The 26,542-nt window shown below is 44.0% G+C and carries 23 protein-coding genes and 1 pseudogene; 20 read left to right on the top strand and 4 right to left on the bottom strand.

Annotated elements, in window-relative coordinates:
• Positions 1–84 precede the first annotated feature (84 nt).
• Positions 85–2,745: a glycosylhydrolase-like jelly roll fold domain-containing protein gene (locus JNUCC31_RS00670; protein ID WP_192267602.1), complete on the top strand. Its 2,661-nt coding sequence runs from the start codon at positions 85–87 to the stop codon at positions 2,743–2,745.
• Between the two features lie 257 nt (positions 2,746–3,002).
• A pseudogene (locus JNUCC31_RS34190) lies at positions 3,003–4,161 on the top strand (IS110 family RNA-guided transposase).
• Positions 4,162–4,381: 220 nt separating this feature from the next.
• Here the strand turns inward: JNUCC31_RS34190 and JNUCC31_RS00660 are convergent.
• Entirely contained in the window at positions 4,382–5,920 is a 1,539-nt protein-coding gene (locus JNUCC31_RS00660; RefSeq protein ID WP_192267601.1) for a glycine betaine uptake BCCT transporter, read from the bottom strand.
• 332 nt (positions 5,921–6,252) lie between these two features.
• Here JNUCC31_RS00660 and JNUCC31_RS00655 point away from each other — a divergent pair, with 332 nt between their 5' ends.
• The 6 genes from JNUCC31_RS00655 (at position 6,253) to JNUCC31_RS00630 (ending at position 12,487) form a co-directional block, all read left to right on the top strand.
• The gene (locus tag JNUCC31_RS00655; RefSeq protein WP_192267599.1) at positions 6,253–7,014 is read left to right on the top strand and encodes a pentapeptide repeat-containing protein; all 762 of its coding nucleotides are present in this window, start codon (positions 6,253–6,255) and stop codon (positions 7,012–7,014) included.
• Between the two features lie 149 nt (positions 7,015–7,163).
• Positions 7,164–7,727 carry a GNAT family N-acetyltransferase gene (locus tag JNUCC31_RS00650; RefSeq protein WP_192267597.1) on the top strand — a complete coding sequence of 188 codons (564 nt, stop codon included), beginning with the start codon at positions 7,164–7,166 and terminating at the stop codon, positions 7,725–7,727.
• Between the two features lie 347 nt (positions 7,728–8,074).
• Positions 8,075–9,013, top strand: coding sequence for a VanZ family protein (locus JNUCC31_RS00645; RefSeq protein ID WP_192267595.1), 939 nt, complete (start codon positions 8,075–8,077; stop codon positions 9,011–9,013).
• A gap of 497 nt (positions 9,014–9,510) precedes the next feature.
• Positions 9,511–10,218 (top strand): response regulator transcription factor, encoded by a 708-nt coding sequence (locus tag JNUCC31_RS00640; RefSeq protein ID WP_192267593.1) that lies wholly within the window; start codon positions 9,511–9,513, stop codon positions 10,216–10,218.
• A 41-nt stretch (positions 10,219–10,259) separates the two neighbouring features.
• Positions 10,260–11,642, top strand: coding sequence for a sensor histidine kinase (locus JNUCC31_RS00635; RefSeq protein WP_192267591.1), 1,383 nt, complete (start codon positions 10,260–10,262; stop codon positions 11,640–11,642).
• A gap of 125 nt (positions 11,643–11,767) precedes the next feature.
• Positions 11,768–12,487 (top strand): hypothetical protein, encoded by a 720-nt coding sequence (locus tag JNUCC31_RS00630; RefSeq protein ID WP_228469399.1) that lies wholly within the window; start codon positions 11,768–11,770, stop codon positions 12,485–12,487.
• A gap of 143 nt (positions 12,488–12,630) precedes the next feature.
• Here JNUCC31_RS00630 and JNUCC31_RS00625 read toward each other — a convergent pair whose 3' ends face one another.
• A complete protein-coding gene (locus tag JNUCC31_RS00625) occupies positions 12,631–13,572 on the bottom strand; it encodes a zinc-binding dehydrogenase (protein ID WP_192272615.1) in 942 nt (313 codons plus the stop codon).
• A gap of 122 nt (positions 13,573–13,694) precedes the next feature.
• Here JNUCC31_RS00625 and JNUCC31_RS00620 point away from each other — a divergent pair, with 122 nt between their 5' ends.
• The 10 genes from JNUCC31_RS00620 (at position 13,695) to JNUCC31_RS00575 (ending at position 22,357) form a co-directional block, all read left to right on the top strand.
• A complete protein-coding gene (locus tag JNUCC31_RS00620; protein WP_192267589.1) occupies positions 13,695–14,585 on the top strand; it encodes an MmyB family transcriptional regulator in 891 nt (296 codons plus the stop codon).
• 414 nt (positions 14,586–14,999) lie between these two features.
• Positions 15,000–15,245, top strand: coding sequence for a hypothetical protein (locus JNUCC31_RS00615; RefSeq protein ID WP_192267587.1), 246 nt, complete (start codon positions 15,000–15,002; stop codon positions 15,243–15,245).
• Positions 15,246–15,490: 245 nt separating this feature from the next.
• Positions 15,491–16,156, top strand: coding sequence for a GntR family transcriptional regulator (locus JNUCC31_RS00610; protein WP_192267585.1), 666 nt, complete (start codon positions 15,491–15,493; stop codon positions 16,154–16,156).
• 20 nt (positions 16,157–16,176) lie between these two features.
• Entirely contained in the window at positions 16,177–17,868 is a 1,692-nt protein-coding gene (gene ilvD / locus JNUCC31_RS00605; RefSeq protein ID WP_192267583.1) for a dihydroxy-acid dehydratase, read from the top strand.
• Between the two features lie 309 nt (positions 17,869–18,177).
• Positions 18,178–18,570 (top strand): nuclear transport factor 2 family protein, encoded by a 393-nt coding sequence (locus tag JNUCC31_RS00600; protein WP_228469396.1) that lies wholly within the window; start codon positions 18,178–18,180, stop codon positions 18,568–18,570.
• 233 nt (positions 18,571–18,803) lie between these two features.
• Entirely contained in the window at positions 18,804–19,400 is a 597-nt protein-coding gene (locus JNUCC31_RS00595) for a DUF1349 domain-containing protein (protein ID WP_192267582.1), read from the top strand.
• A gap of 228 nt (positions 19,401–19,628) precedes the next feature.
• Positions 19,629–20,072 (top strand): DMT family transporter, encoded by a 444-nt coding sequence (locus JNUCC31_RS00590; protein WP_192267580.1) that lies wholly within the window; start codon positions 19,629–19,631, stop codon positions 20,070–20,072.
• Positions 20,069–20,644 carry a TetR/AcrR family transcriptional regulator gene (locus tag JNUCC31_RS00585; protein ID WP_192267579.1) on the top strand — a complete coding sequence of 192 codons (576 nt, stop codon included), beginning with the start codon at positions 20,069–20,071 and terminating at the stop codon, positions 20,642–20,644. Before JNUCC31_RS00590 ends, JNUCC31_RS00585 begins: the two co-directional genes overlap by 4 nt.
• A 205-nt stretch (positions 20,645–20,849) precedes the next feature.
• Positions 20,850–21,890 carry an NADH:flavin oxidoreductase gene (locus JNUCC31_RS00580; RefSeq protein WP_192267573.1) on the top strand — a complete coding sequence of 347 codons (1,041 nt, stop codon included), beginning with the start codon at positions 20,850–20,852 and terminating at the stop codon, positions 21,888–21,890.
• A gap of 161 nt (positions 21,891–22,051) precedes the next feature.
• On the top strand, positions 22,052–22,357 hold the full coding sequence (locus tag JNUCC31_RS00575) for a hypothetical protein (protein WP_192267572.1): 306 nt from the start codon (positions 22,052–22,054) through the stop codon (positions 22,355–22,357).
• 215 nt (positions 22,358–22,572) lie between these two features.
• Here the strand turns inward: JNUCC31_RS00575 and JNUCC31_RS00570 are convergent, their stop codons facing one another.
• Positions 22,573–23,322: an SDR family oxidoreductase gene (locus tag JNUCC31_RS00570; RefSeq protein WP_192267566.1), complete on the bottom strand. Its 750-nt coding sequence runs from the start codon at positions 23,320–23,322 to the stop codon at positions 22,573–22,575.
• A gap of 176 nt (positions 23,323–23,498) precedes the next feature.
• Here JNUCC31_RS00570 and JNUCC31_RS00565 point away from each other — a divergent pair, with 176 nt between their 5' ends.
• Positions 23,499–24,074: a TetR/AcrR family transcriptional regulator gene (locus JNUCC31_RS00565; RefSeq protein ID WP_192267565.1), complete on the top strand. Its 576-nt coding sequence runs from the start codon at positions 23,499–23,501 to the stop codon at positions 24,072–24,074.
• A 604-nt stretch (positions 24,075–24,678) separates the two neighbouring features.
• The gene (locus JNUCC31_RS00560) at positions 24,679–25,194 is read left to right on the top strand and encodes a hypothetical protein (RefSeq protein ID WP_228469394.1); all 516 of its coding nucleotides are present in this window, start codon (positions 24,679–24,681) and stop codon (positions 25,192–25,194) included.
• 208 nt (positions 25,195–25,402) lie between these two features.
• Here JNUCC31_RS00560 and JNUCC31_RS00555 read toward each other — a convergent pair whose 3' ends face one another.
• A complete protein-coding gene (locus JNUCC31_RS00555; RefSeq protein WP_192267563.1) occupies positions 25,403–26,437 on the bottom strand; it encodes a zinc-binding alcohol dehydrogenase family protein in 1,035 nt (344 codons plus the stop codon).
• Positions 26,438–26,542: the final 105 nt, after the last annotated feature.

The following is a 26,542-nucleotide window of genomic DNA, read 5'->3' as shown; positions in this document are numbered from 1 at the left end:
TGAAGACGGGCGAATTTTAATATGGATCTGACGTGCAGAGTATGAATCTACGGATTGAAATAGATGCCGGACCAGGAGGGAATCATGACAAATCGGTTAATGGAAGTTCTCAAGGGTGAGGAACATAATTATATCCTCCCATTTCTGTGGCAGCATGGGGAGGATGAGCAGGTGATCCGGGAAGAGATGGCCCGTGTGGATGAGGCAGGCATCGGTGCTGTGTGTGTTGAGGCTCGTCCGCATCCTGATTTTCTGGGACCGAAATGGTGGACAGACATGGACATTATTATGGATGAAGCCCGTAAGCGGGGGATGAAGGTATGGCTGCTGGATGACGATCATTTTCCTACGGGGCATGCGGCAGGCAAAATACAGGAAGCTCCGGAAGAGCTTCACCGCTTGTTTCTGGGTGAGCGCTATATTGATACTCTGGGTCCTGCAAAAGGTGCCTCTTTTTTGCTGGATACATTGCTGATGACTGGGCTTCGGCCTACAATATCGGATCGTCATCATGCAAAAGGGAAAAACAACCTGGTTTCCGCTGTTGCAGTCCGCCGGGATCCGTCCAATGGAACATTACTGAGCGACTGCGTCAATATCACTGAACATGTACAGGACGGTATTCTGTATTGGGACATCCCCGAAGGATACTGGCGCATATTTATAATTTCTGCCAATAAGGAGGGTGGCAGCAAAGCGCAGGAAGATTATCTCAACCCGCTAGACCGGGCTTCGGTTGGCATTCTGATCAATACGGTTTATGAGAGGGTCTATGAACGATATCAGGCGGATTTCGGTAAAACCTTTGCGGGCTTCTTTTCGGACGAACCTGGATTCTATAATGATCCGGTCACCTTCGACTTCAATTCAAGACCCGGCAAACCAGGGGTGTCGCTTCCCTGGAGCCTTGAAATGCCTGCTTTGCTGGAGCAGGCCCTCGGTGAGGACTATCGTAAGGATCTTTATCTTCTCTGGCAGAATGGGGGAGAGCGATCTGCTACCGTGCGGTACACTTATATGAATATCGTTAGCAAGCTCTACGCAGATAACTTCTGCAATCAAATCGGGGATTGGTGCAGAGCTCGCGGAGTTGAGTATATCGGACATGTCCTTGAAGACAACAATGTTCATGCCAGGCTTGGTCCCGGTGCAGGTCACTTCTTCCGCTCACTCTGGGGACAGGATATGTCGGGCCTTGATGTGGTGTTATGGCAGATCGTGCCTGGCTTTGACCAATTGAGTTTCCGCACCACGTCAGGGGAGACGGACAGTCTGTTCTTCCACTATGGCCTGGCGAAGCTGGCCGTATCGCTCGGGCACATGGATCCGAAAAAACAAGGCCGGACGATGTGCGAATTGTATGGTGCCTATGGCTGGACGGAGGGCTTGAAGTTGATGAAGTGGCTTACCGACCATATGCTGGTGCGTGGAGTTAACTACTTCGTCCCGCATGCTTTTACACAGAAAACCTTCCTGGATCCCGATTGTCCACCGCATATGTATGCAGGCGGTAAAAATCCGCAGTATCGATACTACAAACATCTAAATCTATATATGAACCGAATTAGCCACCTGATTTCAGGTGGAAGGCACGTGGCAACTGCAGGTGTTGTGTATCACGCTGAAGCCGAGTGGTCAGGGGAAGCCATGTATTTTCAGGAGCCCGTCAAGGAATTGATGCAGCATCAGATAGACTGCGATATTCTTCCGATCGATGTTCTTCTGGACAGAGCGCGTGTGATGGATGGCAGACTGCATGTGCATCTGGAAGATTATGCATGCCTGATCCTGCCTTATGCGGATGCGCTTCCTGCGGCGCTGCTGCAGCGTTTGGTTCAGTTTGCGGAACAGGGTCTGGCCATTTATTTTGTTGACGGACTGCCCACACGTTCCAGCGAAGGCATTGAAGTTGCTGGTGAGCTATCATATCTTGCGAATCATAGGAACGTTAAGAAGGTAGAGCTGAACAAGTTGTCTCAGGATCTGATGAGCACTGGGTATTTCGATATTCAAGTGCATTCGTATGAATCTTATCTGCGGCATTACCACTATGTTCATCCTGATTTGGATGTGTTTATGTTCTTCAACGAGAGTCCGCATGACATGATACGTACAGAGGTTGTTTTACCTGTACAAGGCGAGATCTATACCTATGATGCTTTCCGGAATCGCTTGATCCACTTGACTACATCAGACACTCATCCGAAGTCGGTGCAGCTGATGCTGTATCCTTATGAATCCATCATTCTGCTTCATGGAGATAACTTGGATAGTCATGCAATAGGTCCAGTGGATATAGAGTTCAACCAGACCATTGATCTACAAGCCAAGTGGACGGTGTCAACGGCGGACGCTGAACAGTATCCATATTTTGTGGAGTGGGGCCAATTAAATACGTTAACCAATATGTGCTCGCCCGGTTATCTTCCGCAATTTTCCGGAACGTTTCGTTATGAAACACAATTTGAATGGAACGAATCCGTTAACCAAGCGATTTTAGATCTGGGCGAAGTGTTCGAAACGGCAGAAGTATGGTTAAACGGTGAGCATGTAGGAGTGCGGATCTGTCCGCCTTATCGATTCGAAATCCATGGGAAGTTAAAGAAAGGGGGGAATAAACTAATTATTGAGGTTACAAATACGTTGGTAAAAGATCAGCGAGATTTCTTGTCCTCTTTTGCCCAACAGGAACCAAGTGGACTTATTGGACCCATTCAGTTGAATAGGTTTGAAAAGTTGCTTTAAGGATACAGAGCAGCTTTCGTATTATTAGGTCAGCCAGAAATTTTCTGGTTGGCCTATTTTTATGGGTGTTTTACGATGGTGGTAGCCGGGAGAACGAGGGCGGCTTAGGGACAAAGAACCCGTACAAAAAACTGTTCTCTCACTACCTTCCAACGACCATGTTTGAGCTGGTTGAGGCTATGACCTCGTATCACAAGCGAAGCTATGGGTTTGGAAACCAGGTGGGAATGCCGGTAAATCGAATTAGAGAGGTTTTTATGCAACCCGTTGTTGGAATTGATGTGGCGAAAGGATGTAGTGTTATTCAGGCCTTCAAAAAGCGTAACGATCCATATGGAAGGATGGAGACCCTTCAGCATGGTGAGGAAGGTTTCGAGCGGCTAGGGGAAGTGCTCAGCATACTGAGAGAGACAAGTGGTGTGGAGCCTGTCGTTGTCTTCGAGGCAACCGGACATTATCATCGAGGTTTGGCAGGATATCTGAAACGTAGCGGATGGATTCACTACATCATCAATCCTTTGCAAGCGAAGCGATCCAAAGGCACACAACTTCGAAAAGTGAAAACCGATGCAGCAGATGCCTGGCATTTGGCCGAGATGTATTACCGTGGGGATGTTAAAGCGCATCGCGAGTGGGAAGAGTCCTACAGTGAGCTTCAGCACTTGACTAGGCAGCATGAGTTTGTGACCGCTATGTATGTGCAGGCGAAGCTAAACAGCAGAGCATTGCTTGAGCAGGTGTTTCCTGATTTCATCGGAGTCTTTTGCAACTTGTATGCGACAACGATGCTTGGAGAATAAGACTGAGAATGTGGAACGTCTAATTCAGGAATGTGTGGGTAGATCTCATTCGAAGCGATGGATTGCAGAAAAAACGGAACGATTGAGGGAACTTATGGAAGGCTGGAACAGACAAAGAAGAAGCCAATCTCAAACCGTAGCACTGGCCAGCATGGTCGTGTTGCTGCTGGAGTTTGACAAGCAGTTAAGCCATTTGGAACAGCAGATGGAAGCACTGGCGATGGAACTGCCCGAAGTAGGTTTGGTTAAAAGCATACCAGGCATAGGAGGCAAACTAGCCGCTGCCATCGTGGCGGAACTCGGGAATGCAAGTCAATTCCAGGATGCGAAGCAGCTCGTCGCGTATGCAGGGTTGGATCCAGGGATTTACAGCTCAGGGAAGTTTACAGCGACAAGCAGCCGGATTACGAAGCGCGGCTCCAAGAGGCTTCGACGAGCGTTATATCTGGCCGTACAGTGCGGAATTCGAAAAGCAGACAACCGAAGGTTAAAAGAGTATTACGACAAGAAAAGAAAAGAGGGCAAGCCTTACAAGGTGGTCGTGATCGCTTGCGCCAACAAGCTTCTCCATCACGTATACGCCATCTTGAAAAAGGGCGAGCCCTATACACATTAATACCCATAATTATCCAAATAACCTCCACGCCAATGGAGGTTATTTGGGGTACAGAGAAAATTATATCAGTTTCTTGTAGTCCAGCCAAGACAACAAGGCTTGACAAACATTAGCAGCTTTTTTGTGTTATTGGGATCTAAAACGACATAATAAAAAGGCACCCGCCCATAGGCAGGTGCCTTCTCTATAGAGATCAAGTATACATTACCTGCAGGGAACGTCATTTTGCGAGTTCCTGTTCCTCCAGTAATCGTTTCAGTTTTTGGCGCTGCCGTTTTTCCTTCTGACGGCGCTCTCTGTCCTCAGCCTGCAGAGCTTTAAGCAGGGAGACACACATGCCGATAAGGACAACAGCGAACGGCAGTGCGGCCACAATGGAGGCCGTCTGGAGGCCGTTCAATCCCCCGCTGATCAGCAGTACTACCGCGATGGCAGACTGCAAGATTCCCCAGGTTAATTTTACTCTTGTACTCGGGTCCAACTTGCCATCTGAAGTCAGCATGCCCAGCACAAAGGTAGCCGAATCCGCCGACGTAATAAAGAAGATCATGACCAGAAGAGTAGCGACGAATGCGGTAATCGTGCCTAAAGGCAACTGCTCCAGCATAAGGAATAAAGCGGTTGTTGTATCTGCTTTGACGGCTTCCGCTAGATGAGCGGCATTGAACAATTCCAACTGAAGTCCTGTTCCCCCAAAGACGGAAAACCAGATAAATCCGAACAGACTTGGAATAACCATGACGTAAATTACAAATTCCTTTATGGTTCTTCCTTTGGATACCCTTGCGATAAACGTGCCAACAAAAGGAGCCCACGAGATCCACCATGCCCAGTAAAATAACGTCCATGTTCCAATCCAGGTTTCTCTTGAGAACGGCGTCAGTCTCAAACTCATGTTAATAATATTCTGCAGGTAACTGCCCAAGGTGGTCGTAAATGTATCAAATATAAAAGAAGTCGGCCCAGTCACCAAAACAAACAACATTAATAGCACAGCTATAACGAGGTTGGTGTTGCTCAAAATCTTAATACCTTTATCCAGACCGGAAGTTGCCGAGATTAAAAATAATACCGTTACAATGGCGATGATGACAACCTGGGACAGCGTTGAGTTGGGAATGCCGAATAAGTAATTCAGCCCCCCACCGATCTGAAGTGCACCCAATCCAAGCGAGGTCGCAACACCGAAGATGGTGGAAATGACGGCCAGAATATCAATGACCTTGCCAAGCCAGCCTGCAGCAAGTCGTTCACCGATCAAAGGAATAAAGGTGGAACTGATTAGCCCCTTGTAGCCTTTCCGAAACTGGAAATAAGCGAGCGCTAAGCCGATGACGGTATAAATAGCCCAGGGATGCAGCCCCCAGTGGAAAAAGGAATAACGCATTGAAAGTCTTGCGGCTTGCGTTGTTTCGGGTACCGCTCCCTCCGGTGCAGATAAATAGTGGGACAGCGGTTCAGCAACTCCCCAGAAAACCAGCCCAATGCCCATACCAGCGCTAAACAGCATGGACAGCCAGGAAACCGTAGAATATTCCGGTTCATCATCGTCATCCCCCAGCCGGATACCGCCAAATCGGCTGAATGCCAGATAGAAAGCGAAGATCAGGAAGAAAAGGGTTGCTAGCAAATAAAACCAGCCAAAATTCTGAATAGAGAAGTTGTAGGCTACGTTAGCCACATCAGCCAGCTGATCAGGAGCGACGGCTCCCCATATTGCAAATAGTGCAACGATGATAATTGTGATTGTAAATACCATGAAGAGACCTCCGATATGTAAGCTTCATCCAACTTTTCCTTAGTATGTACTAGTCCAGCATGTAATATTTCGGAAAGCCAACTGTTGATAAAATAAAACAAACCGCCTAGTATTGAAACACCCGTCGGTTTGTTTTGATCCTGCCAGAATAATATATTATCTATAATCGCTTGTTAAACTGAGATGGTCGATTGAGAATATCGGGTTTTAGTTATATAGATATAACTTGAAAAATCTAAGAGAGAATCATCACTTTTAGGAGCGACAAGTGAAAGTATAAGGTATTCTTAATGGTAAGAGATTCTGAAGAAAGAAATGAAAGGGTGAATAGGATGAGAAAACTCGAGTCGGGTATATCAATAGACAACGAATTATTTACTGATATTGTCAGGTATGAGCACGTAACGATAAGCGGAACGACCATAAAAAACTCGAATGTTGGTTCACCTATATTTTGGAGCTGTAATCTGCATCAACTTGTATTTGATACCTGCGATCTTACCAATGCGAGATTTTTTGCCGATAGTACGATTGATCATTGTACATTTATTCGTTCCGACTTGCGCTCTGTTGGCATTGCTAGAGGCGAAGCTGTTTTCACCAGTTGCGAATTTTCCTCCTGCGATATGAGAGGGATGACGTTGGAGAATGCTACGTTTATCGACTGTACTTTTGTTAAATGTAGATTCAATGACCCGATTTTACAAGCGGCGAATATCGTCAATTGTTCCTTTACCGGCAAGCTAGTGGATATTACGTTTGAGGGAAATGGCAAACAAAAGCTAATCGCCAATTTTGAAAACTGCATCCTTGAAGGTGTTCGTTTTGTGAACTGTGACCTGACGCAATGTATTCCGCCAAAATCCAAAAACCAGCTGTATGTTGAACAGGTATCCGTACGTGTGAAAAATGCTATGACGAAGATTGACAATGACCCTAATCTATCTGACGATGAACGTAAAATATTGGTACGCAGTCTGCGCAAGCTTGAACATATGGAACAATATATTTTTAACACAGTACATATGAAGAAAATATATGGTGATGTTTTTGTTGAGCGATTTTTCAGTAGTCTGGAATGTAACAATGCTTAGAAATTTGTCGAGAGACAAGAACATGTCTTTATAGAACGTGGATATATATAATAATTAGTTGGAAATTTATTCTTTTCATTTTACAAACGTTTAACAGTGTTATTAGCAGAGGCGGGATTTGTTATGATAAAAATCTGGAGGCGAATGAGATGCTGGAATTAGAGTTTACTACTATAGAGGAGTGGGATGAAGCATTGTGGGCGCGGATGGAGCGGATCTATCATGAGGCTTTTCAAAGCGGCGCTAAGACAAAAGCGATTCTGCGCAGTATGCTGGACCGGGGGATTGGTTATTTACACACGGGCGTTCATCATGGAGAAGTGGTTGCGATGGCTGTTACTGGACTGGAGGGGAAGGCTGCGGACCGCATCCTGATCATCGATTACCTCGCGGTTGAACAGAAGCTGCGCGGGTTGGGCATAGGGACTTGGATGCTGGAGCAGCTCAGAGCCTGGGCTTTAAGAAAACACGGGATCAAAGGTATGATTATAGAGGCGGAGTCCGGGATAACGCAGGCTCATCAGGAACGCATTCAGTTCTGGCAACGCAACGGGTTCATCCTGACCTCCTATGTCCATCAATATAGAATGGTGCCAGAGCCGTATCAGGCAATGATGCTGCCAATGGATAGAAGCACGCATGTGCCTGATGATGGTGAAGCACTGTTTCGTTATATCAATGCTTTTCATAAGGTTGCTTACCGGAAGAGTTAGACCGCATTTATGGGACCTGCAGGAAATTTCCGTAGAGATTAGCTGACGTAAAGTTAATCAAATCTGCGAAGGGTGGTTGATTTTACGACTTAATGCAAGAACGTAGTTCCATTGAAAAGGTTAGGAACGTGGTACCAATGTCGATTAGAATATTTATCTGTTTCATTAGGCTAACGCGAGCAGGTTTGTAGACAAAATCCGCCTCTATTAAGCTACGACAGGTATCCGAAGATGGTGAAGGATCGGCGGGTTTCATGAAACTAATGAGCGTTTTTATTATACTATGTGGTAAAATAAATGGGGCAATAAGCCCAGTTAATAACATGCATCCGGCAAAGGAGTTAACCATGACCAAACAACGTAAGATCATTTTTACCATAACCATATTCTATACATTGTTTATTCTTTATTTTATGTTCTTCGCTTTCGGTAGAGGAGATGCTGCAGAGACAACGGCTGGGTACACCTTTCTTGTTTTGCCCGAAAACTTTTTCAGGCTGCCGGCTCTATCTGATCTCCTGCATCCCAGCCTAATGGTTTTGGTTGGTTTTGGTAACATCGCCGCCTTTATCCCTTTTGGTATATTGATTCCATGGTTGTACCGGATCACCTTTGCCCGGTTCATGTCCTTGTTCTTTATAGCGATTCTTGTGCTGGAAACCATTCAGGCGCTTTCCTTACTTGGCAGTTTCGATATAAACGATGCCATTCAGAATACGATAGGAGCAGCCGTCGGTTTTGGGGCATACAAACTTGGTTTCCGTTCCCGGAACCTCTGGCGCAATCTGGCGACAACGGCTATTTCCGGTATGGTTCTTTTATTAGTCGTATGGGGATTATGCGGGGTGATAGATAAAGCAGCAACTAAAGTAGAAGGCCCGTTTGTGGCGATCAACGAATGGATGGACAGTTCGGGGAGTTCATCACCTGGAGACAAGCCGGAAAGCATCAAAATAGGCGACCAGAATGTAAAGCCTCTCTATAATATGTATGGCACTGAAGGCGGAGATTCTAAAACGTTTACATATACGTCTGAGGGGGAGACGATTTTCTCTTTTTATTACGGAATCCCTGAACCAACAGATTATTCCGGAAGTATCCGTGTTACCCTCGATGGAAGCGAGATAATGACCGGCTCTGGGGAAGATCAGCGGAGTGATCCTGAACTATTCCCGTTGATATTCAAGATTCCTCTTGAGCCGGGGAGCGAACTGAAGATTACTATTGAAGGGAACGAAAAAGTATGGGAGGTCGGGTATCGGAGGATGCAATATTTTTGGAGCTGAGTGCTTGATCTTCCATTCTGAGCGGAATGTTGAGGGACAAGAACATATTCCCATTAAAGCTGCTTTTTTAGCAGCTTTTTTGTTTTATCGGTACAAGTTCGTGTCTCAAGCCAAGGACAAGAACTTGTACCGATTACCGATTAGATGAGTATCTAAATGAAAAGCGACGTAATTAAAACCTCATTAAGTAGCATTATGCAGGACAGTTTTCGCATTTCGATTAGATGAAGATCTGAGTAGAAAGAAATGAAGAGGATGGTGGATGTGTCTTTTGGCTCAATTGTCTGTACTGCAACATACGGGAAGTAATGATTGTGTTCTGAACTGGGATGCGTGGAAAAAAGCCAAAACCAATCTTCTTCGGTTTTATTACAAGTTATGTTGGGCTCAGTGGAGTGTACCTCATCTTCCAGTTGGTGGAGAAATCTAAAGTGTCTGTGCTAAGATGAGGGTAAATTTTGATTCAAGCTGGGAAACAAGGCTAAAAGGGGTGCACATTGAAGAAAATACTTGTCATTGACGATGAAGTCGCAATCAGAGATTTAATTGAGCTCGTACTGAGAAGAGAAAACTACGTCGTTCAAACGGCTGAAAACGGTAAAATAGCCCTGCAGCTGCTGGATGCTTTTGGGCCGGACCTGGTGGTGCTTGACTTGATGCTGCCTGACTGCTCCGGATATGACCTGTGCAAGGAAATCACCGGTAAACGTGCCGTTCCTGTGATCATGCTATCTGCCAAAAATGAGGTAATCGACAAGGTGCTCGGACTAGAGCTAGGGGCAGAAGATTACATGACCAAACCCTTTGACAATCGTGAACTGCTCGCTCGGATCAAGGTGATTCTTAGAAGAAACGAGAGCAAAGAGGACTCAAGTGAAGGAACGGAAGTGAAATCTACACGCATCATTCATGAAGAGCTGACATTTGATCTGGAAAGCCGAAGGGTGCTGAAAAACGGTGTACCTGTGTCTTTAACGGCCAAAGAGTTTAAAATTCTGGAAACGTTACTCAAAAGGCCAGACAAAATCTTTACCCGGGATGAGCTGCTGCAGATCGGATGGGGATATGATTTTATGGGGGACAGTCGCAGTGTGGATATGACCATCATGCGTTTACGAAAAAAGCTGGAGGATAACGCGGACGAACCGAAGTATGTCAGGACGATCTATGGATTTGGCTATCAACTTGGAGGTGGCGAGGCCTGAAGTATGCAACCAGGTTACTGCTGAATTATTTATTTTTCTCCGTGCTGTCCTTTGGCATTATCATTTTTGCGGTGAATAAAGCCATCGATTACTACAGCTTCATAACCATTGAAAAACAGATGATGGAGAAGGCGGATCTGTCCGAACTGTCCTTCCGAGAGGTATTAGCACAGCATAGGTCATCGTCAGGAGAGCCGCAGACCAAGGAAATCGTCAGACTTGCTCTGGAGAAGCTGAAAGCTTCGGGTAAGGAAGTACGTATCTATGATAGCTCCAAGCAGTTGCTGGGCTTGGCTGTGGATGGCATCATCATTAATGATGGCAAACCGCTTATTTTTGACAAAAATATTGAGAAAGCACTGAGCGGCAGTTATGCCTACACCGTAACGGAAGATCATCTGCTTTATTTTGCGACTCCCATTCAGAATCAATTTTACGAAACCGCTTATGTATATGAGTTCGTGGACGACATTTCGTACTTTTATGCGATTATGGATCAAATCCGTTATATCCTGTTTGCGGGTGCAGGCGGATTTATTGTACTGATTACGTTATCCAGTCTGTGGATTGCCCGCAACACAACCAAGCCGATTAAGCTGTTGCTTGGCGCTGCCCAAAGTTTCTCTAGACAGGAGTTTCAAAGAGTTCATCTAAACCGGAAGGATGAGCTGGGCATGCTGGCAGATGGGCTGGATTCCATGGGACGGCAGCTTCATGATTACATTCAATACCAGAAACAATTTGTCTCCAACGTATCTCATGAGTTAAAAACACCCTTGGCAGCTATTCGGGGTTTCTCTCAATACTTGGTTGAAGGGGAGAACGAGAACAAGGAGCTGCAAAAAATCTATGCTCATCTGCTGCAGGAATCGGATCGGCTGACGCGCTTGATTAATGAACTGTTGTTGCTATCCCGATTCGATAAGGCTGGTTCTAACGATTTGGAAGTCGAGAAGACGGAAATGAACGAACTGATTCAGCAAGTTGCAATGAATATGGGAGCCAAGGCTAAAGATAAAGGGATAGAGATCAGAGTTAGTCAGGCGGAGGAAGAAGCGGATGATGAGGGTACGACAAGAGTGCACGCCAACGTGAATCCAATGCTGATGTCCCATGCGATCGCCAATCTTGTGGACAATGCCATCAAATATTCAGACAGTCCATCGCTGATCGAACTGAAGTTGGAACATACGCCAAGCGAGGTCGTTATACGGATACGTGATCAAGGCATTGGCATCGCCGGCGATGAGCTGGAGCGAGTGCAGGAACGCTTTTACCGGGCGAAAAATGCAAGTACAGCAAATGGTTCAGGTCTTGGACTTTCCATTTGCAAAGAGATTGTAGAGCGGTTTAATGGATATATCGACATCGAAAGTCAACTGGGAAAAGGGACGACCGTTACGATTGTTCTGCCTCGTGTGTAGACCTGCATCCAATCCCAAGCCTAAATAGGTAACGTTACAAGATTGGTACATTTCTGTTATGAGACTAACAAATGTTTTATTTATAATCACTTCATAAGAACAAATCACACATTTATGGAGGGATCATGATGAAATTGATAAATAAAGCTACAGCTGGTATCCTGCTGAGTATCTCACTAACGATGGCACTTACCGCCTGTCAGTCCAATGATGCCAAGTCGCCAGAAGCGACGCAGAACTCGGCTGAAAAAAACACGTCGAACGAACAGTCCAAAGGCGAAGGTGCAACAAATGCTAATGCGCCTTCTTCCGAAAATTCTGAAGAAAAGGGTACTGAAGCTATTAAAGAAGGTTCGATGGAGAAGGAAGGCAATGTGGTGCTGAAGGAGCTTGCTTTTGTCTATAATGAGCACACTATTGCGATTTCGGATACAGCGAATGAAGATCAGATGGAACAGATGCTGGGCAAACCGGAGAACCTGAAATCGCATACGTACAGTGCCGACGATGGAACAAACATGGATACGTTAATCGGTTTTACAGAAAAGGTTTATACGTATCCTGGTCTGGAGATTAAAACAATCAGTATACCGAAGGGGAAACAAGACTCCATTTTTCATATCGAAATTACAGATCCTAAGTACGCGACAGTACGAAACATTAAAGCAGGAGATAGTCTGGATACACTCAAAAATGCCTACCCTGAGGGGAAACTGCTTGGTAATGGAGCCCCTGATGAGGAGGATGACTTCCGTTACGAACCATCCAATTATGTGGATGTGATGTCGTTTCATATCAAGGATGCCAAGGTGGAGAGCATTCAGATTTACAGCCTTCTGGACTAATATTTAGTGATCGATGTGGGTAAGCCATTCATACGATTCACCTTTAATACCTGCCCGGTAGAGGGGCAGGTATTTTCTCGTTTATAGACTTGTATATAGATAGCAAATAGTAAGCAATCGTCATGATTGAATGTGCAGTACAATCAGCCTATGTGAAGCACGGCTTTGCCGGAGAATTTACGTTCCATCATATTTCGGGCAACGGTGTTAATTTCGGTCCAAGGAGCCTCTACTTCGATCCTGGGGATTAGCCGCTTATCTGTGACCAGCCGAGCTAGCAAACTCAGATCGTCCGCGGCTGATTGACGAGTGAGTTCCTCACCTAGAAAGAAGCTGTACAGGGTTCTTCCCCCGCTGGTCACCAGGTTCATCATATCGATCGTTGAGGTAGTTGAAGAGGAAAATCCTACCGCAACGCAAACCCCTTGGCGCGCTAGCTGCGGTAGCAACACCGCTAGTGTATTGCCGCCTACTGAATCGATGATCAGATCGTACGGCCCGAATTTTCGGGCTGATGAAATTGCGGAATATCCAATGATCACTTCGTCGGATCCAGCCTCCCGAACGAGATCGGCCTTCTCTTCCGTGCTTGCCGTACCTACGACGTATGCGCCCGATTGGGCCGCAAGCTGATGGGCGAATAGCCCAACCCCGCCGGTAGAGCCTGTAATGAAAATACGTTTGCCAAGCAGCATGCCGCCTTTGCGGAGTGCATAAAGCGCCGTGAGCCCTGCTACGGGTAGGGTCGCCGCCTCCGTAAAAGTTAGCTTTTCTGGGATTTCGGCCAGCATCGTCAAGGGGGCGGCAACTTGTTCGCTCCAGGCTCCCATCGGGAGCAAACCAACAACCCTGGCCCCTTTTTGTGGACCTTCGCCGCTCTTGGCCGGCTCAATGACAATTCCGGCGAAATCCCATCCGGGGCGACTTAATGCTTCCTGATCCTTAGCGTCTCTCAATTCACCGCGATTGAGAGAAATGGTCTTCACTTGCACGATCGCTTCCCAAGGTTTGGCCTCCGGGGCGGCAACTTCCTTGAACGCCAAATGTGACGGGGCAAGCGGATCAACTACAATGGTACGAATCATATGATCTCTCCTCCATTTATGGTTGTGTGTCAATAGATGACTTTTAATTTCAATGAGGAGTATACTTTAAATAAATGTTCGGCCCAAGTGCAGAATTACACTTCATAAGAGGAGGGAAGAGAATGAATATAGATCCGGAGAAGTCCAGACATAAAATCGTTATCGGAGAAATTGAAGCGCTGCGGGTGAAACGCCAGCAAAAGCTTGCCGACCGACCTCACCCGTCCTTGAAACGATTTACTCAACAAGAGCTCAACGACGAGGCTTTTCATTCGTATAAAAATCTGCTGGTTGGACGTACCCGCCGCATACCGAATCGTCAGATGATTATAAAAATTGCAGAATATCTTGAGTGCACATCCGACGAGCGGAACGATTTGCTTTTGGCAGCCGGTTATCTTCCGATCCTGACCGAATTGGAAGGGCGGTCGTTGGAGCGTGCATTGGAGTGGGCTCAGCAAATGATGTGGAGCATTCCTTTTCCCGCCATGATCGTAACACACAGACAGGACATCAAGGGGGTTAACAAGCCATTTCGTCATTTGTTCGATATCCCACTCGAACGTTCATATGACGGTTTAATGAATAGGGTCGACTTTCATTTTAATTCCGATTTGCCTATCCGGCCCCGCTCCACATTCGACAAAGTTTCGTTTGAACAGTGGGAGGAGCACGCCAAAAACGGGATACACACCTTCAAGAGGGAGCACATGCTTTCGCGTTATGATGCGTGGTATCAAAAATTGTTTGAAAGAGTTCAGAAATATAACGTGGATGAATATCTGAATGAACCGGATACAGAGGCAAAGGTTGATCATACACAAACCATACTAGCCAGAATGGAAAGCACCAGCGAGTTTGTTCCCATTCGCTACAGACAGGCTTCGATTTCCACAGGCAGCCGCTTGTATCCGCAAATTGAGGTTTTCCTGCCGGTAGATTCTGCCGCGCGTACAGTTTTCGAGAATCTGGGATGTCCAACTGATTGTGCGTTTTCTCTAACCCAACACTAACAAGAAGATGAAACAAAAAAAGGTATTGGTAGCGAGATTTATTAAGTTAACTGGAAAATCTAACCCGATCATTACAAGAAGGCAGCCAGCGAAATGACCGGCTGCCTTCTTTAAGCAAATGGGCAGGTTAACATGCCTATGATGGCTGGATTCTGTATACTAACCGAGAGAATTGTCTTTGAAAGGAGTTTGCAAGTGGAGGACGCAATCATGATAACACCGCTTGTCGGCATAGGTCCTTTTCGGCTGGGATGAGCAGGGAAGAGGTGGAGAAGACTTTTGAAAATCTGAACCATTGGAGCGCTGATGATGGTATATCCGTGAATCCGAGCTATATCGAGATGCTGTTATGCGCGAACATTTCGATGTGTGGACGCCTTCACGACGAAGGTAGAGGATTTAATCTACTCGCTTATGAAAGAGTACCCAATAGTCGGAGATGATGATCCGAGGACAGGATTTTCCTTTGCGATTCAAGAACTTGAGCTGTGCTTCTGGCGAGAAGCTATTAAGATTGATGAAGTCATGAAAGAACCGTTCTTTCTGGAGATGAGCGAAGAAAAAAAAGAGCTCGAGAAGCGGTATTTCTACTTTACTACAGTCTCGATTGGAACACTGAGATATTTCAATTTTATGGATAACGATTTAGCGGACACATAAGGGTAGGGAGAAAGCTTGCCGAATAGTCATGTGTCTAGTCGATATTCGTCCGTTAATTCATTAACTAACGGGCAGAACAGCGTAGTGGGAGATATATTTTTTTCTAGGATAAATGAAGCTACCTAAAAAAATAGGCAGCTTCATTTTTTTGAAAAAAAAATTTAATTTTGATATAATCCGTTGCATTCAATATATGTATGCGATATATTGCATATAGGAAAACTGAAAGAGTAAGGATGATAACCATGCCAATACCTAAAAATTTTGCCTCGCCTGCGCGAATGTCCGCAAAAGAAAGAACCTTCTCCCAGATTCAAAGATGGATTATCGATGGTACGCTGCAGCCAGGTGAAAAGCTTATCGACGCTGAATTGGCGGATTCGCTTGGGGTAAGCCGGACACCTGTTCGGGAAGCATTTCAGTTACTCGAAGTACAAGGTCTCGTTTCCACGCATCCTGGAAAAGAAACAAAAGTAACGGAAATCGAGAAAGACGATATTTTTAAGATGTATTCAACCATGGCTGTTCTTCAGGCATTAGCAGCTGAGGTTACCGCAAAGATTATTGTTCCAGAGCAGATTGAGCAACTGAGAATGATTAATCTAGAATTTGCAAGTGACATTAAGAGTGGTCAAGCTTACCAAGCAATGGAGACGGATGAACAATTTCATAACCTTATCGTTGAGTTTTCAGATAATCCTTATGTGACTTCATTCAGCGCATCGCTTCAGATTCACATTCGGCGATTTAAATACGTGTTCTTAAAGCAGCCTATTACTGCTACACAAGCTTCTGTCGATGAGCATGCTTCGATTATTAAAGCTTTCGAGAGCAAGGATAGCGATTGTGCTCAGGCACTAATGAAACAAAATTTCATCCGTCCGATGCAGGAGCTGCAAGGAATACTTTAAACTGAGAGGGGCAAGGGAACATGGCGAACGGAAAAGATCTTCGTATTCGAAGCAAGGTAATCAGTGAAGGTGCCAACCGAGTACCGAACAGGGCGATGCTGCGTGCAGTTGGTTTTACTGATGATGATTTCAAAAAGCCAATGATTGGCGTAGCAAGTACTTGGAGTGAGGTAACCCCGTGCAATATGCACATAAATGAACTAGCTATTCAAGCCAAGCAAGGGGTACGTAACCATGGCGGCGCTCCACTAATTTTTAATACGATTACAGTTTCAGACGGCATTTCGATGGGGCATGGAGGCATGTTGTTCTCGCTGCCAAGCAGGGAAGCTATAGCTGATTCGATTGAAATTGTGACCGGAGCCGAGCGTTTTGACGGCATTGTTGCAATCGGTGGTTGTGACAAGAATACGCCTGCATGTTTGATGGCTATTGGACGGATGAACATTCCTTCCGTTTATGTATATGGAGGAACCATTCAACCTGGTAATCTTGATGGTAAAAAAGTGGATATCGTTTCAGCTTTTGAAGCTGTTGGTCAATATCAGGATGGAAAAATGACAGATGAACAGCTGCATAAGGTCGAATGTAGTGTTTGTCCGGGTCCAGGGGCTTGCGGGGGCATGTATACCGCTAATACGATGGCCGCAGCTGCAGAAGCAATGGGTATGTGTTTGCCTGGTTCTTCTTCGACATCAGCTATCTCAGCGGATAAAGCATTGGAATGCGAAGCAGCCGGTAAGCAGGTCATCTCACTTCTTGAACAGGAAATCTACCCAAGAGACATTATGACGAAGAAAGCATTTGAGAATGCGATCACCGTTGTTATGGCTCTAGGGGGATCAACCAACGCCTTTCTCCATCTGCTAGCTATTGCGCACTCCGTAGAAGTAGATTTAACCTTGGATGATTTTGAGCGAATTCGCTTGCGTGTTCCCCATTTGGCCGATCTGAAGCCAAGTGGCCAATATGTGATGCAGGATTTGAATGATATTGGCGGTGTTTCAGGGGTAATGAAGCTATTGCTCGCTGAGGGATTACTTCATGGGGATTGCCTCACGGTAACTGGTAAAACGTTGGCGGAAAATTTAGCAGAAGCTGCTCCACTTCAAAACAATCAAGAGATTATACGCCCATTAGACAATCCGCTTAAGCCAGATGGACCACTGGTTGTGCTTCGAGGAAACCTCGCTCCTGAAGGCGCTGTTGCCAAAATGTCAGGCATGAAGATACAGCAGTTTTCCGGTCCGACAAAGGTTTACGATAGCGAAGAAGACGCGACGGAAGCGATTATGAATGATGAAATTCAAGAAGGAGACGTATTGGTCATACGCTATTGTGGTCCCAAGGGTGGACCAGGTATGCCTGAGATGCTTTCCGTTACAGCACTAATTGTAGGAAAGGGTCTAGGTGGGAAAGTTGCTCTCATAACAGATGGTAGGTTCTCGGGGGGCTCGCATGGATTTGTAGTCGGCCACGTATCACCTGAGGCACAAGTAGGTGGACCGATCTCTTTGCTAAAAAATGGTGACATTATCACCATTGACAGCGATATTCAGGAAATAAAGGTTCAAGTGTCAGAAGAAGAGTTGGCTGCTCGAGCGCAAGAGTGGGTGCAACCTCCACTGAAAGTAAGATCCGGTGTACTCGGCAAATATGCTAAATTAGTTTCCTCTGCTTCGAGAGGTGCAGTAACAGATATTTTTGAATAAAATATAAACCGTTTGTCAGAATTATGGTTAAGCTAACGGGAAACGATAGCTTTATAAACCAAGGAGCAGCCGACCAATACGATCGGCTGCTCTTACGTATGAAATAAAAGTACATAGAATTAGTAACATTAAATGTCGAGGGACAAGAAGATGTACCGATTTCCGCCATGGACAAGAACATAGTGATTATCGATTAGATGGGCGTGTGACTTATGTACATTCTCTTTTTTCTGAATTAATTCATTTGATATAATAGACTACAAACACTAGTTAAGAACTGCGCTTAATTAAAAAATAGAGGAGGAGCTTATGCAAGAGAAACTTATGAAAGAAGAAATTATAAAAAAATATTTCTTTATGTGGGTAACGAGAGATTTTACGTTTTTAGATACGTATTTTTCTGATGATATTGTCTACCGCGAATGTTATGGAGCAATGTATGTGGGTATAGAGGAAATCCATTTATGGATCGAAAAAATGTTACTGAAGCAAGTTGTCTTAAAATGGGAGATAAAAAATATTCATCAAGTAGACGAAACCTTATTTTTTGTAGAATGGTATTTTATAGCAAAAGAAAAGGAACTTTATTCATTTGATGGGATATCAACGATTAGATTTGATGGAAATAAAATCCGATTAATAGAAGAGTATGAAGCTACACATGAAACTTTTAGACCATGTAAGATTGATAAAAGATGTTGAGGGAAGGACAAGAACCTAGTCCGATTTTTGATTAGATATATACCTAAACTTTGATCACATGCACTTAAACTGGGGCATGTTGTTCTTTAGAAAATGTAACAGCGAGACAAAACGAAATAGGAAATAACGTTTCTGTATTCTTATATGTCTAAGGATTATTCTTATATTTTCTAAATAATTTTTATATTCTATAATCTCCTTATAATTATATTAATAACTATGGAGGAAAGAATATGAGTCAAAACTTATTTGAAGTAAGCAAAAGATCTAGTTTAAAGTGGATGAATGAACCAAATACATGGAGTTTTGAGGATGATAATGTACTAGTTATTGAAACTCCTCCCAAAGTAGACTTTTTTAAAGATCCAGGCGGGAAACACGTTGCTCATTCAGCCCCGTTTTTATATATGGATGTAGCATCCACGTTTGAACTTACGACACAAGTTGAAGTGGATATGCTTCACTTGTACGATTCGGGATGTTTAATGATTATGGCGGACGAAAATAACTGGGCAAAACTATGCTTTGAATCAAATGGACAACATTCAACCATTGTATCCGTTGTCACACAAAATGGAATGTCTGATGATTGTAATTCAGAACGTGTTTTTGTTGAACAACCTTATCTAAAAATTACAAAGGTAGATAAAGTTATATCGTTTTATTATTCTCTAGATGGAGAAGAATGGAAGCTGATTCGATATTTCGGCATGGTAGATAAGGAAAAGGTTATAGCAGGGGTTGTAGCTCAATCTCCCACAGGTAATGGATGTCGGGTTTCCTTTAAACATTTGAAACTAGATGTGCCTACTGATGCAAGCCGGTTTTAACTTGATGATATGCAACATAATATGATCAGACAGCGGAAAAAAGTTTACTAATGTGTGTGAAGAAGAACTTGATTCAAATACAATATTTGCAAATGATTAAAGTTGAAATATCTGTATCTCCATATTCGTGTTTTTGAAAAAGATTAGTTTGTGCAAGAGCTCAAGAACATTGCACAGAGGAACCGTTGCACTTGGCTATAAATTAAATGTATAAGAGGCAATGGGACAATGTTGTTGTCTTTTAAGGAACAATGTTCTTGTCTTTGGCTTGGGACAAGAACTTGTACCGATTGCCGGAATGGACAAGAACGTAGTCGGATTACGGATAGATACATATTTAAAGAAGCGAGCAAGGGATTTAGACCCTTTTTAGTTATCGGGCTGATTTTTGAAGGTATACCAAGTTTCGCTTGGCCACTTGTGAGAATCATACTTTGGCTAGGAATCATCAATGGTTCATTTGCATTCTCTTTATGGACTTGGAGTCAAAAGTATTTGCGAGCCTATGAGAATAGTCTAATCAACAATTTGATGCTACTGGAGGTAGCTGTATTGGATATTCTTATCTTACATCGAAAATTATCGGTTGCTGAGGCGCTGGGACTGCTGATTGTAGGATTAAATGATCAGTTATTGACTGCGTGGTCAATAACTGATATATTAATCCCATGAGCAGACCAAGAGAATTTGATGTCGATCGTGTATTACACCAGTCTATGGAAGTGTTCTGGAATCAAGGCTTCAAAGCAACTTCTTATGAGGACCTTACGCGTACTACAGGAGTCAAAAAGCAAAGTTTGTACTGTGTTTTTAAAGACAAGCGATCGTTGTTCCTGAAGGCGCTGGCACTTTACCGTGAACAGGTCATAGCGAAACTGAAGGAGATTGAAGCCCTGGATTCGTCTCCCGGTGATAAACTGGATGCCTTACGATACTCCCTTTTAGAGGATGAAACTGGCTGCCAAGGGTGTCTAATTGTGAATGCATCACTCGAATTCGGAACAGATGACGAGCAGGTCACACGCGAAGCTGAGCTCATGGTAGAAGAGGTTCAACTGGTATTAGAGAAGATCATAAGTAGTGGCCAGAAACAACAGTTAATTTCCAACAGGTATACGAGTATAGAGCTTGCAGCATATCTAAATAACACCATTCTTGGTGTGAGAGTTATGGAGAAGTCAGGTTCATCCCGTGAACAGATCGAGACGGTTCTGCGTACTTCATTTGGCATGATCATGTCTTGATCTTTTTTTTGTGAAATTCTTGACTACGAAGTCAAAAATAATTGAAGGCGGATTAATACACCACGAAACCTTGAAGGAGGTGGGGCTTTTCGATAAAAATCGTGTATTGATTCATATGGAATTAACGTCTAGCTGTTAACCAGGCTGCTTGCTGTTTAACATCTCCTAGGTCAACTTATATAAAACGAAATATGTGGAGGTTATTATGAATTATTCTCAATCCGTAGAAGCATTGTTCCAACCTATAGAGTTAGGTCACTTGAAGTTATCCAATCGGATCGTGATGGCGCCGATGACGCGTCAATTTTCTCCGGACGGTATCCCGGGTTCGAATGTTGCTGGTTATTACCGCCGCAGAGCAGAGAACGCAGTGGGGCTTATTGTGACGGAAGGAACAATAATTAATCATCCGGATGCATCCAATCAAGCCAATGTGCCCCACTTTTATGGGGAAGCTGCAATGAATGGTTGGGCACATGTTGTATCTGAAGTACATGAAGCTGGTGGTCGAATTATTCCACAGATCTGGCATATGGGAGCCAAAGGTCATGTTAATGATTATTCGGAAGCTGAGATTGCTACAATCGTTCAGGAATTCGCACAAGCAGCCTCGGAAGCAAAACGCGTTGGGTTTGATGGTGTTGAAATTCATGGAGCACACGGCTATCTGATCGACCAATTCCTGTATGAGAAAACCAACTCTCGTACGGATCGTTACGGTGGAGATATGATGGCTCGCACACGTTTTGCAGTTGAAGTGATTGAGGCTTGCCGTGAAGTAGTGGGACCGGAATTCCCGATTGTACTGCGTTTATCTCAGTGGAAGACAGATGATTATCAGGCTAAATTGGCTGAAACACCGGAATTATTGGAGCAGCTTCTCGCACCGTTGGTTCAAGCTGGAGTCAACATCTTCCACTGTTCCACACGCCGTTTCTGGGAGCCGGAATTCGAAGGGTCTGATCTGAATTTTGCTGGATGGACCAAAAAACTGACTGGCAAACCCACAATCACCGTTGGATCGATTGGTCTTGATGGTGACTTTACAAGTCTGTTCACAGAAGGCAAAGGCGCAAGTAACGTCGGTATCGAGGGATTGGTACAACGACTTCAGAATGATGAGTTTGATCTGGTTGCTGTAGGACGTGCTCTTCTGGTTGACCCTGAATGGGCTAAGAAAATTCAAGAAGGACGTACAGATGATCTAGTTCCATTTACAAGAGAGGCGATGACCGTACTTACTTAATTGCAGTTATACTCATTAGGAATATGTGTCTAATAATGAAAAGCAGTGACAGACCAATGTAGCGGTTGGCCTGACCCCATTACGTGAGACAAATCAAAACACCTTCAAGAGAATGAAACCTTGTCGTAAGATAGGGAAATCATCTTGGAGGTGTTTTTGTAATGGCAAACAACGTGAGATATCCCGTGGAATTAAAGATGAAAGCCGAGCAGACGTACCGTGTCGCGGGATACGAACATATTCCCATTGAAGTGGTATTATCCCCTTTAAGTAGACACTTAAAAAAAACTTCATGTTATCATGAGTGTTCAAGTGACACGGTGGTCGCTGAGCGTGAAGGGATTCGAAACTGTTCACAACTGAAGGTGTGGGTGAAAAAGTGGGAAAACGGAGAAGCGTTCGATGAGAGAAAAAATAGTGTCCCGAATCCACTGAAAGTCGCCAATATAGCGCTTTTTTTGTTTTAAGGAACCAAGTTCTTGTCCCATGCTGAGAACAAGAACTTGGTTCCTTTACCGAAAAGGACAAGAACATGTGTCATTTCCGATTTGATGGTGATCTAAATCGTTTCACGCCGGAACTCATATTTCTTTCCAACCCACTTAATTGTTTCTCCAGATGAAAATACAAATCTGGCGACACGAAACATAACCTTTTGAGCAAACGCTGAATTATAGGTAAATTAATGAATCTTTGGAGGTTCAGACTTCATCGTATCGTTAAGGTGGGTCACAAAAATACCTTCGTTCGGGCCAGGGTTATTTCGATATATTTTCGCTTCTTCGACCAGAACTTCGTCTGTATCCGTACCTAGTACCTTTATCGTCTCATCAATGTATGACGAAAGTGGCATCGCACGCGGTTCATCGTTGTTGCTTTGAACCCACGGTGGCACAATTTCTATCACTTTAACCGAAGTGTCTTTAAGCATGTATCTTTGGGACAGCGTATAGGTATGTAGCGCTGCCTTCGTTGCGGAATATATAGCAGTTGCGGCTAACGGTACAAAACCAAGGATCGAAGTCGTGTTGATGACAATAGCTTCTTCTTTGGACTTCAAATGAACGATTAATGCAGAAGTCAACCGAATTGGACCTAACAAGTTTGTCTCGACCGTCGAAATCAAAACATCCTCATCGATCACTCCCGCCGCATCATCGGGTTGTATGATGCCGGCGTTGTTAATCAAGACATTCAAATCCGGAAAGTCTTCGATTAGCTGCTTTGCAACCATCTCTATACTGGCAGGATCTTGTACATTCAATTCCACTGCGGACATACCGGGATTCGCTTGGATTGTCTCATCCAATCGCTCTTTACGTCGACCAGAGATAATAACTTTGTTTCCAAGATGGTGGAGGGCTTCTGCTAACGCACGTCCAATTCCCGAGCCGCCGCCTGTAATAAAAATCGTATTTCCTGTAAGTTTCATGTTGTAAACCTCCTCTTCAATTGAACACATGTTGATCTATCAACATATGTTTTATATAGTGAATGTATCAGAGCAATAAATGGGGCTCAATGGTTAAAACGAGCTCAGTTGTTGATTTTTCAACACAGGACTTCAAAGTGACCATTTTTTTGGATGAGATAAAGGGGAGAAGGATTATGGCCAAGCGTATTCAAAAATCAAGGCAAGCGATTAATGATGCTTTTATGAGACTAATGTCAGAAAAGGAATTCGAGAGTATAACGATTAATCAAATTGCGGCAGAAGCGAATGTCAATCGAGGAACGGTGTATTTGCATTTCGATGACAAGTACGACCTACGCGAGCAATGCATGACAGATGAGATTAACCAGTTGCTTCGACATTGTATGTCTGGAGATGACCTGGTTCACCTTCCTTCCAAAACCGCACTACTTCACACTTTTGAATATTTGGAGCAGCATGCTTCTTTCTACTCGATTATGTTGAAGAGCAAGGGAAGCATGGTATTTCGAAACCAAATGGAGACCATGTTCAGAAAAAGTCTGATTGAACATCTGGATTCAATTAATCTCGATCAAGACTGGAACAGAGACATTACAGTACAATTTTTAATTTCAGCATCAGTGGGTGTATTGGAATGGTGGATTATCCGTTCGATGCCGTATCCGCCATCCGTCATGGTTGAACAATTTTGGAATTTGCTGAACCCAGTTGTCGAAGGACACGAACATCGTTCCATTGGAAGTCGCTAATTTGGTGGCTTCTTTTGTGTTTTCTTATGTTTGATGTCGAGGGACAAGAACTTGTACCGATTACCGTATTGGACAAGAACATGTTCCTATTCCCGAACAGGCGTATATCTAATCGTTATTTTTCCGTATTTCATTAAGCTAACGGGCAGGTTAGTTCCAATATGTGGATTGTCTTGATAAGATAAAGTAGGAAGTTACCTTTTAGTGAAAAAAGGGGGGGATTTAATGAAAGGTCAAGTTTATGTTGAGTATTGAAGGCTTGGTTTATTTGCTGTAAAGACTGCAGTCAACGGTTTCTCTATAATTGAGGTGCGAAATGGACTCCCTTCTTAAGGGACGAGCTGATCGGGGAGCTTCATTCAATTGGCCAGAAGCAACCATACAATGAGACAACAAAAGAAGATGTAGATGTTTCCATAAAATTTATACATACAACACTAGCCGAAGCGAAGAACTACATTAAAGGTGCTGTTAGAGGGGAATAGTTGATTGAATAGCTAACGGACAAGTTAGTCCAAGGACAAAAAGGAACAACGAATACTATATCTCTAAAAGGGAGGGTAACACATTGCATAATATGATGAATAAGAGACAATTTATTAAGATGACAGTTAAAGAACAACGTTCTGTAGTACTTAAAATTAATAATCAAGATGAATTTTTCCGTGGTGTTTCTAAAGAATTAAATGAGGGCTACTTATTTGTTGAAACAGAAGAAGGCATACACTATGAATTTAAAATCGATGACATCATTGAGATTTATGCTATCAAGTCTTCATCCCCTGAATATATTGATATACAATCCCCCAGTTTGATGAAGGGTAACCAGGATGACCTTGAAAACCTTGTACTCCTGTTTGAAGATTTAAATGACGATGTAAAGAAACAAATTATCTTTTCTTTATCAGAAGTGCTTGCTAAGCAAGTGATCATTTCGAAAAAGGATATGGATTCATACAATTTATCTGAGATTGAGATGATTGCTAACACTATAAATGGATATATACTCACTATTAAAACACAGGATATTTTTCGTTCAGAAATTTCTGAATTACACAACAATATGGATTTACCTCAAAAGACTTATTTGGGGCAAGGGCTAGATCATAATCGGGGATAAGTTAAAGACAAGGTAACATTTTTTATTAATCAACTAACGGGGAACGACAGCACAATAATACCAAGGAAGCAGCTGATCAATGTGATCGGCTGCTTATGTTCAACTAACTGGAGAATAGTATAATATCGCGAAAGATATATTCATAAACAGATTCTTTCTATGATTCGTTTGCGGAGACGTCCTAAGCGGTAAATTGGTTTCGAATTACTTACTCAAAGTTCTCAATCACGATTTTACCTGTCATACGTCCTTCTTCTAGTATTCCATGGGCTTTACGCAAATTAGCTGCATTGATGGGAGAGAGGATCTGGGCAACCGTAGTTCGTAAGCGACCTTCATCGATCATACGGGAAACTTCATTTAACAAGTTGTGCTGTTCAATCATATCCGCAGTCTGGAACAACGGTCTGGTGAACATCAGTTCCCAGGCAAAAGTGACGCTTTTGTTTTTCAGCAAGGTCAGATCGAGCAGCTCATCCGTCTCCACAATGGAGCAGATTTTCCCTTGAGGAGCTATGGCCTCAGCCATATTGACCCAATGCTTCTCTGTACTGTTTAGGCAGAAAATATAGTCAACGAGTTCCAAGCCCAGCGCTTTGAGCTGAGGGAGAAATGCTTCGTAATGATTGATGATATGGTCGGCTCCCATATTTTTGGCCCACTCAGCCGATTCCGGGCGTGAAGCCGTGCCGATGACGGTCAAACCGGCGTGTTTGGCCAGTTGTGTCGCGATAGAACCCACACCCCCCGCCGCCCCGATAATCAAAATCGTTTTGCCTTCGTTGCGCTCGGTGGCAGCAGACACGCCCAAACGATCAAATAATCCTTCCCAAGCAGTGATAGCGGTTAACGGCAGAGCGGCTGCGTGCGCAAAATTTAGTGTTGCCGGTTTAAAACCGACGATTCTTTCATCAACGAGATGAAGTTCGCTATTTCCCCCAGGACGGGCAATGCTGCCGGCATAATATACTTCATCGCCGGGTTCGAACAGCGAAGATTCCGGTCCAACTTGTTCCACGACACCTGCGACGTCCCAACCGAGGACCTTTGGCGTATTTTCGGTTCGATTTTTAGGAGCGCGTACTTTGACGTCGACGGGATTGACAGAAATGGCTTTGACTCGGATCAGTAAGTCTCTCCCTGTAGGTTCAGGTACATCCATCATAACGTCCAGCAAACTCTCAGGATGCTCAATGGGTAGATAGTTCAGCAAGCCGATGGCTTTCATTTGTCGGTTTGACATTGTCATTTCCTCCTTGAATGTATATCACTTATTGCTTTCTGGTTGTAATATAACGTATAGTAACTATCATGAATAGTACGCATAATAGTGTGATGTAGTATCAAT

This window comes from Paenibacillus sp. JNUCC-31 (assembly GCF_014844075.1).
In the GTDB taxonomy this organism is placed as follows: Bacteria; Bacillota; Bacilli; order Paenibacillales; family Paenibacillaceae; genus Paenibacillus.
This window is presented reverse-complemented; position numbering and strand designations above follow the sequence as displayed.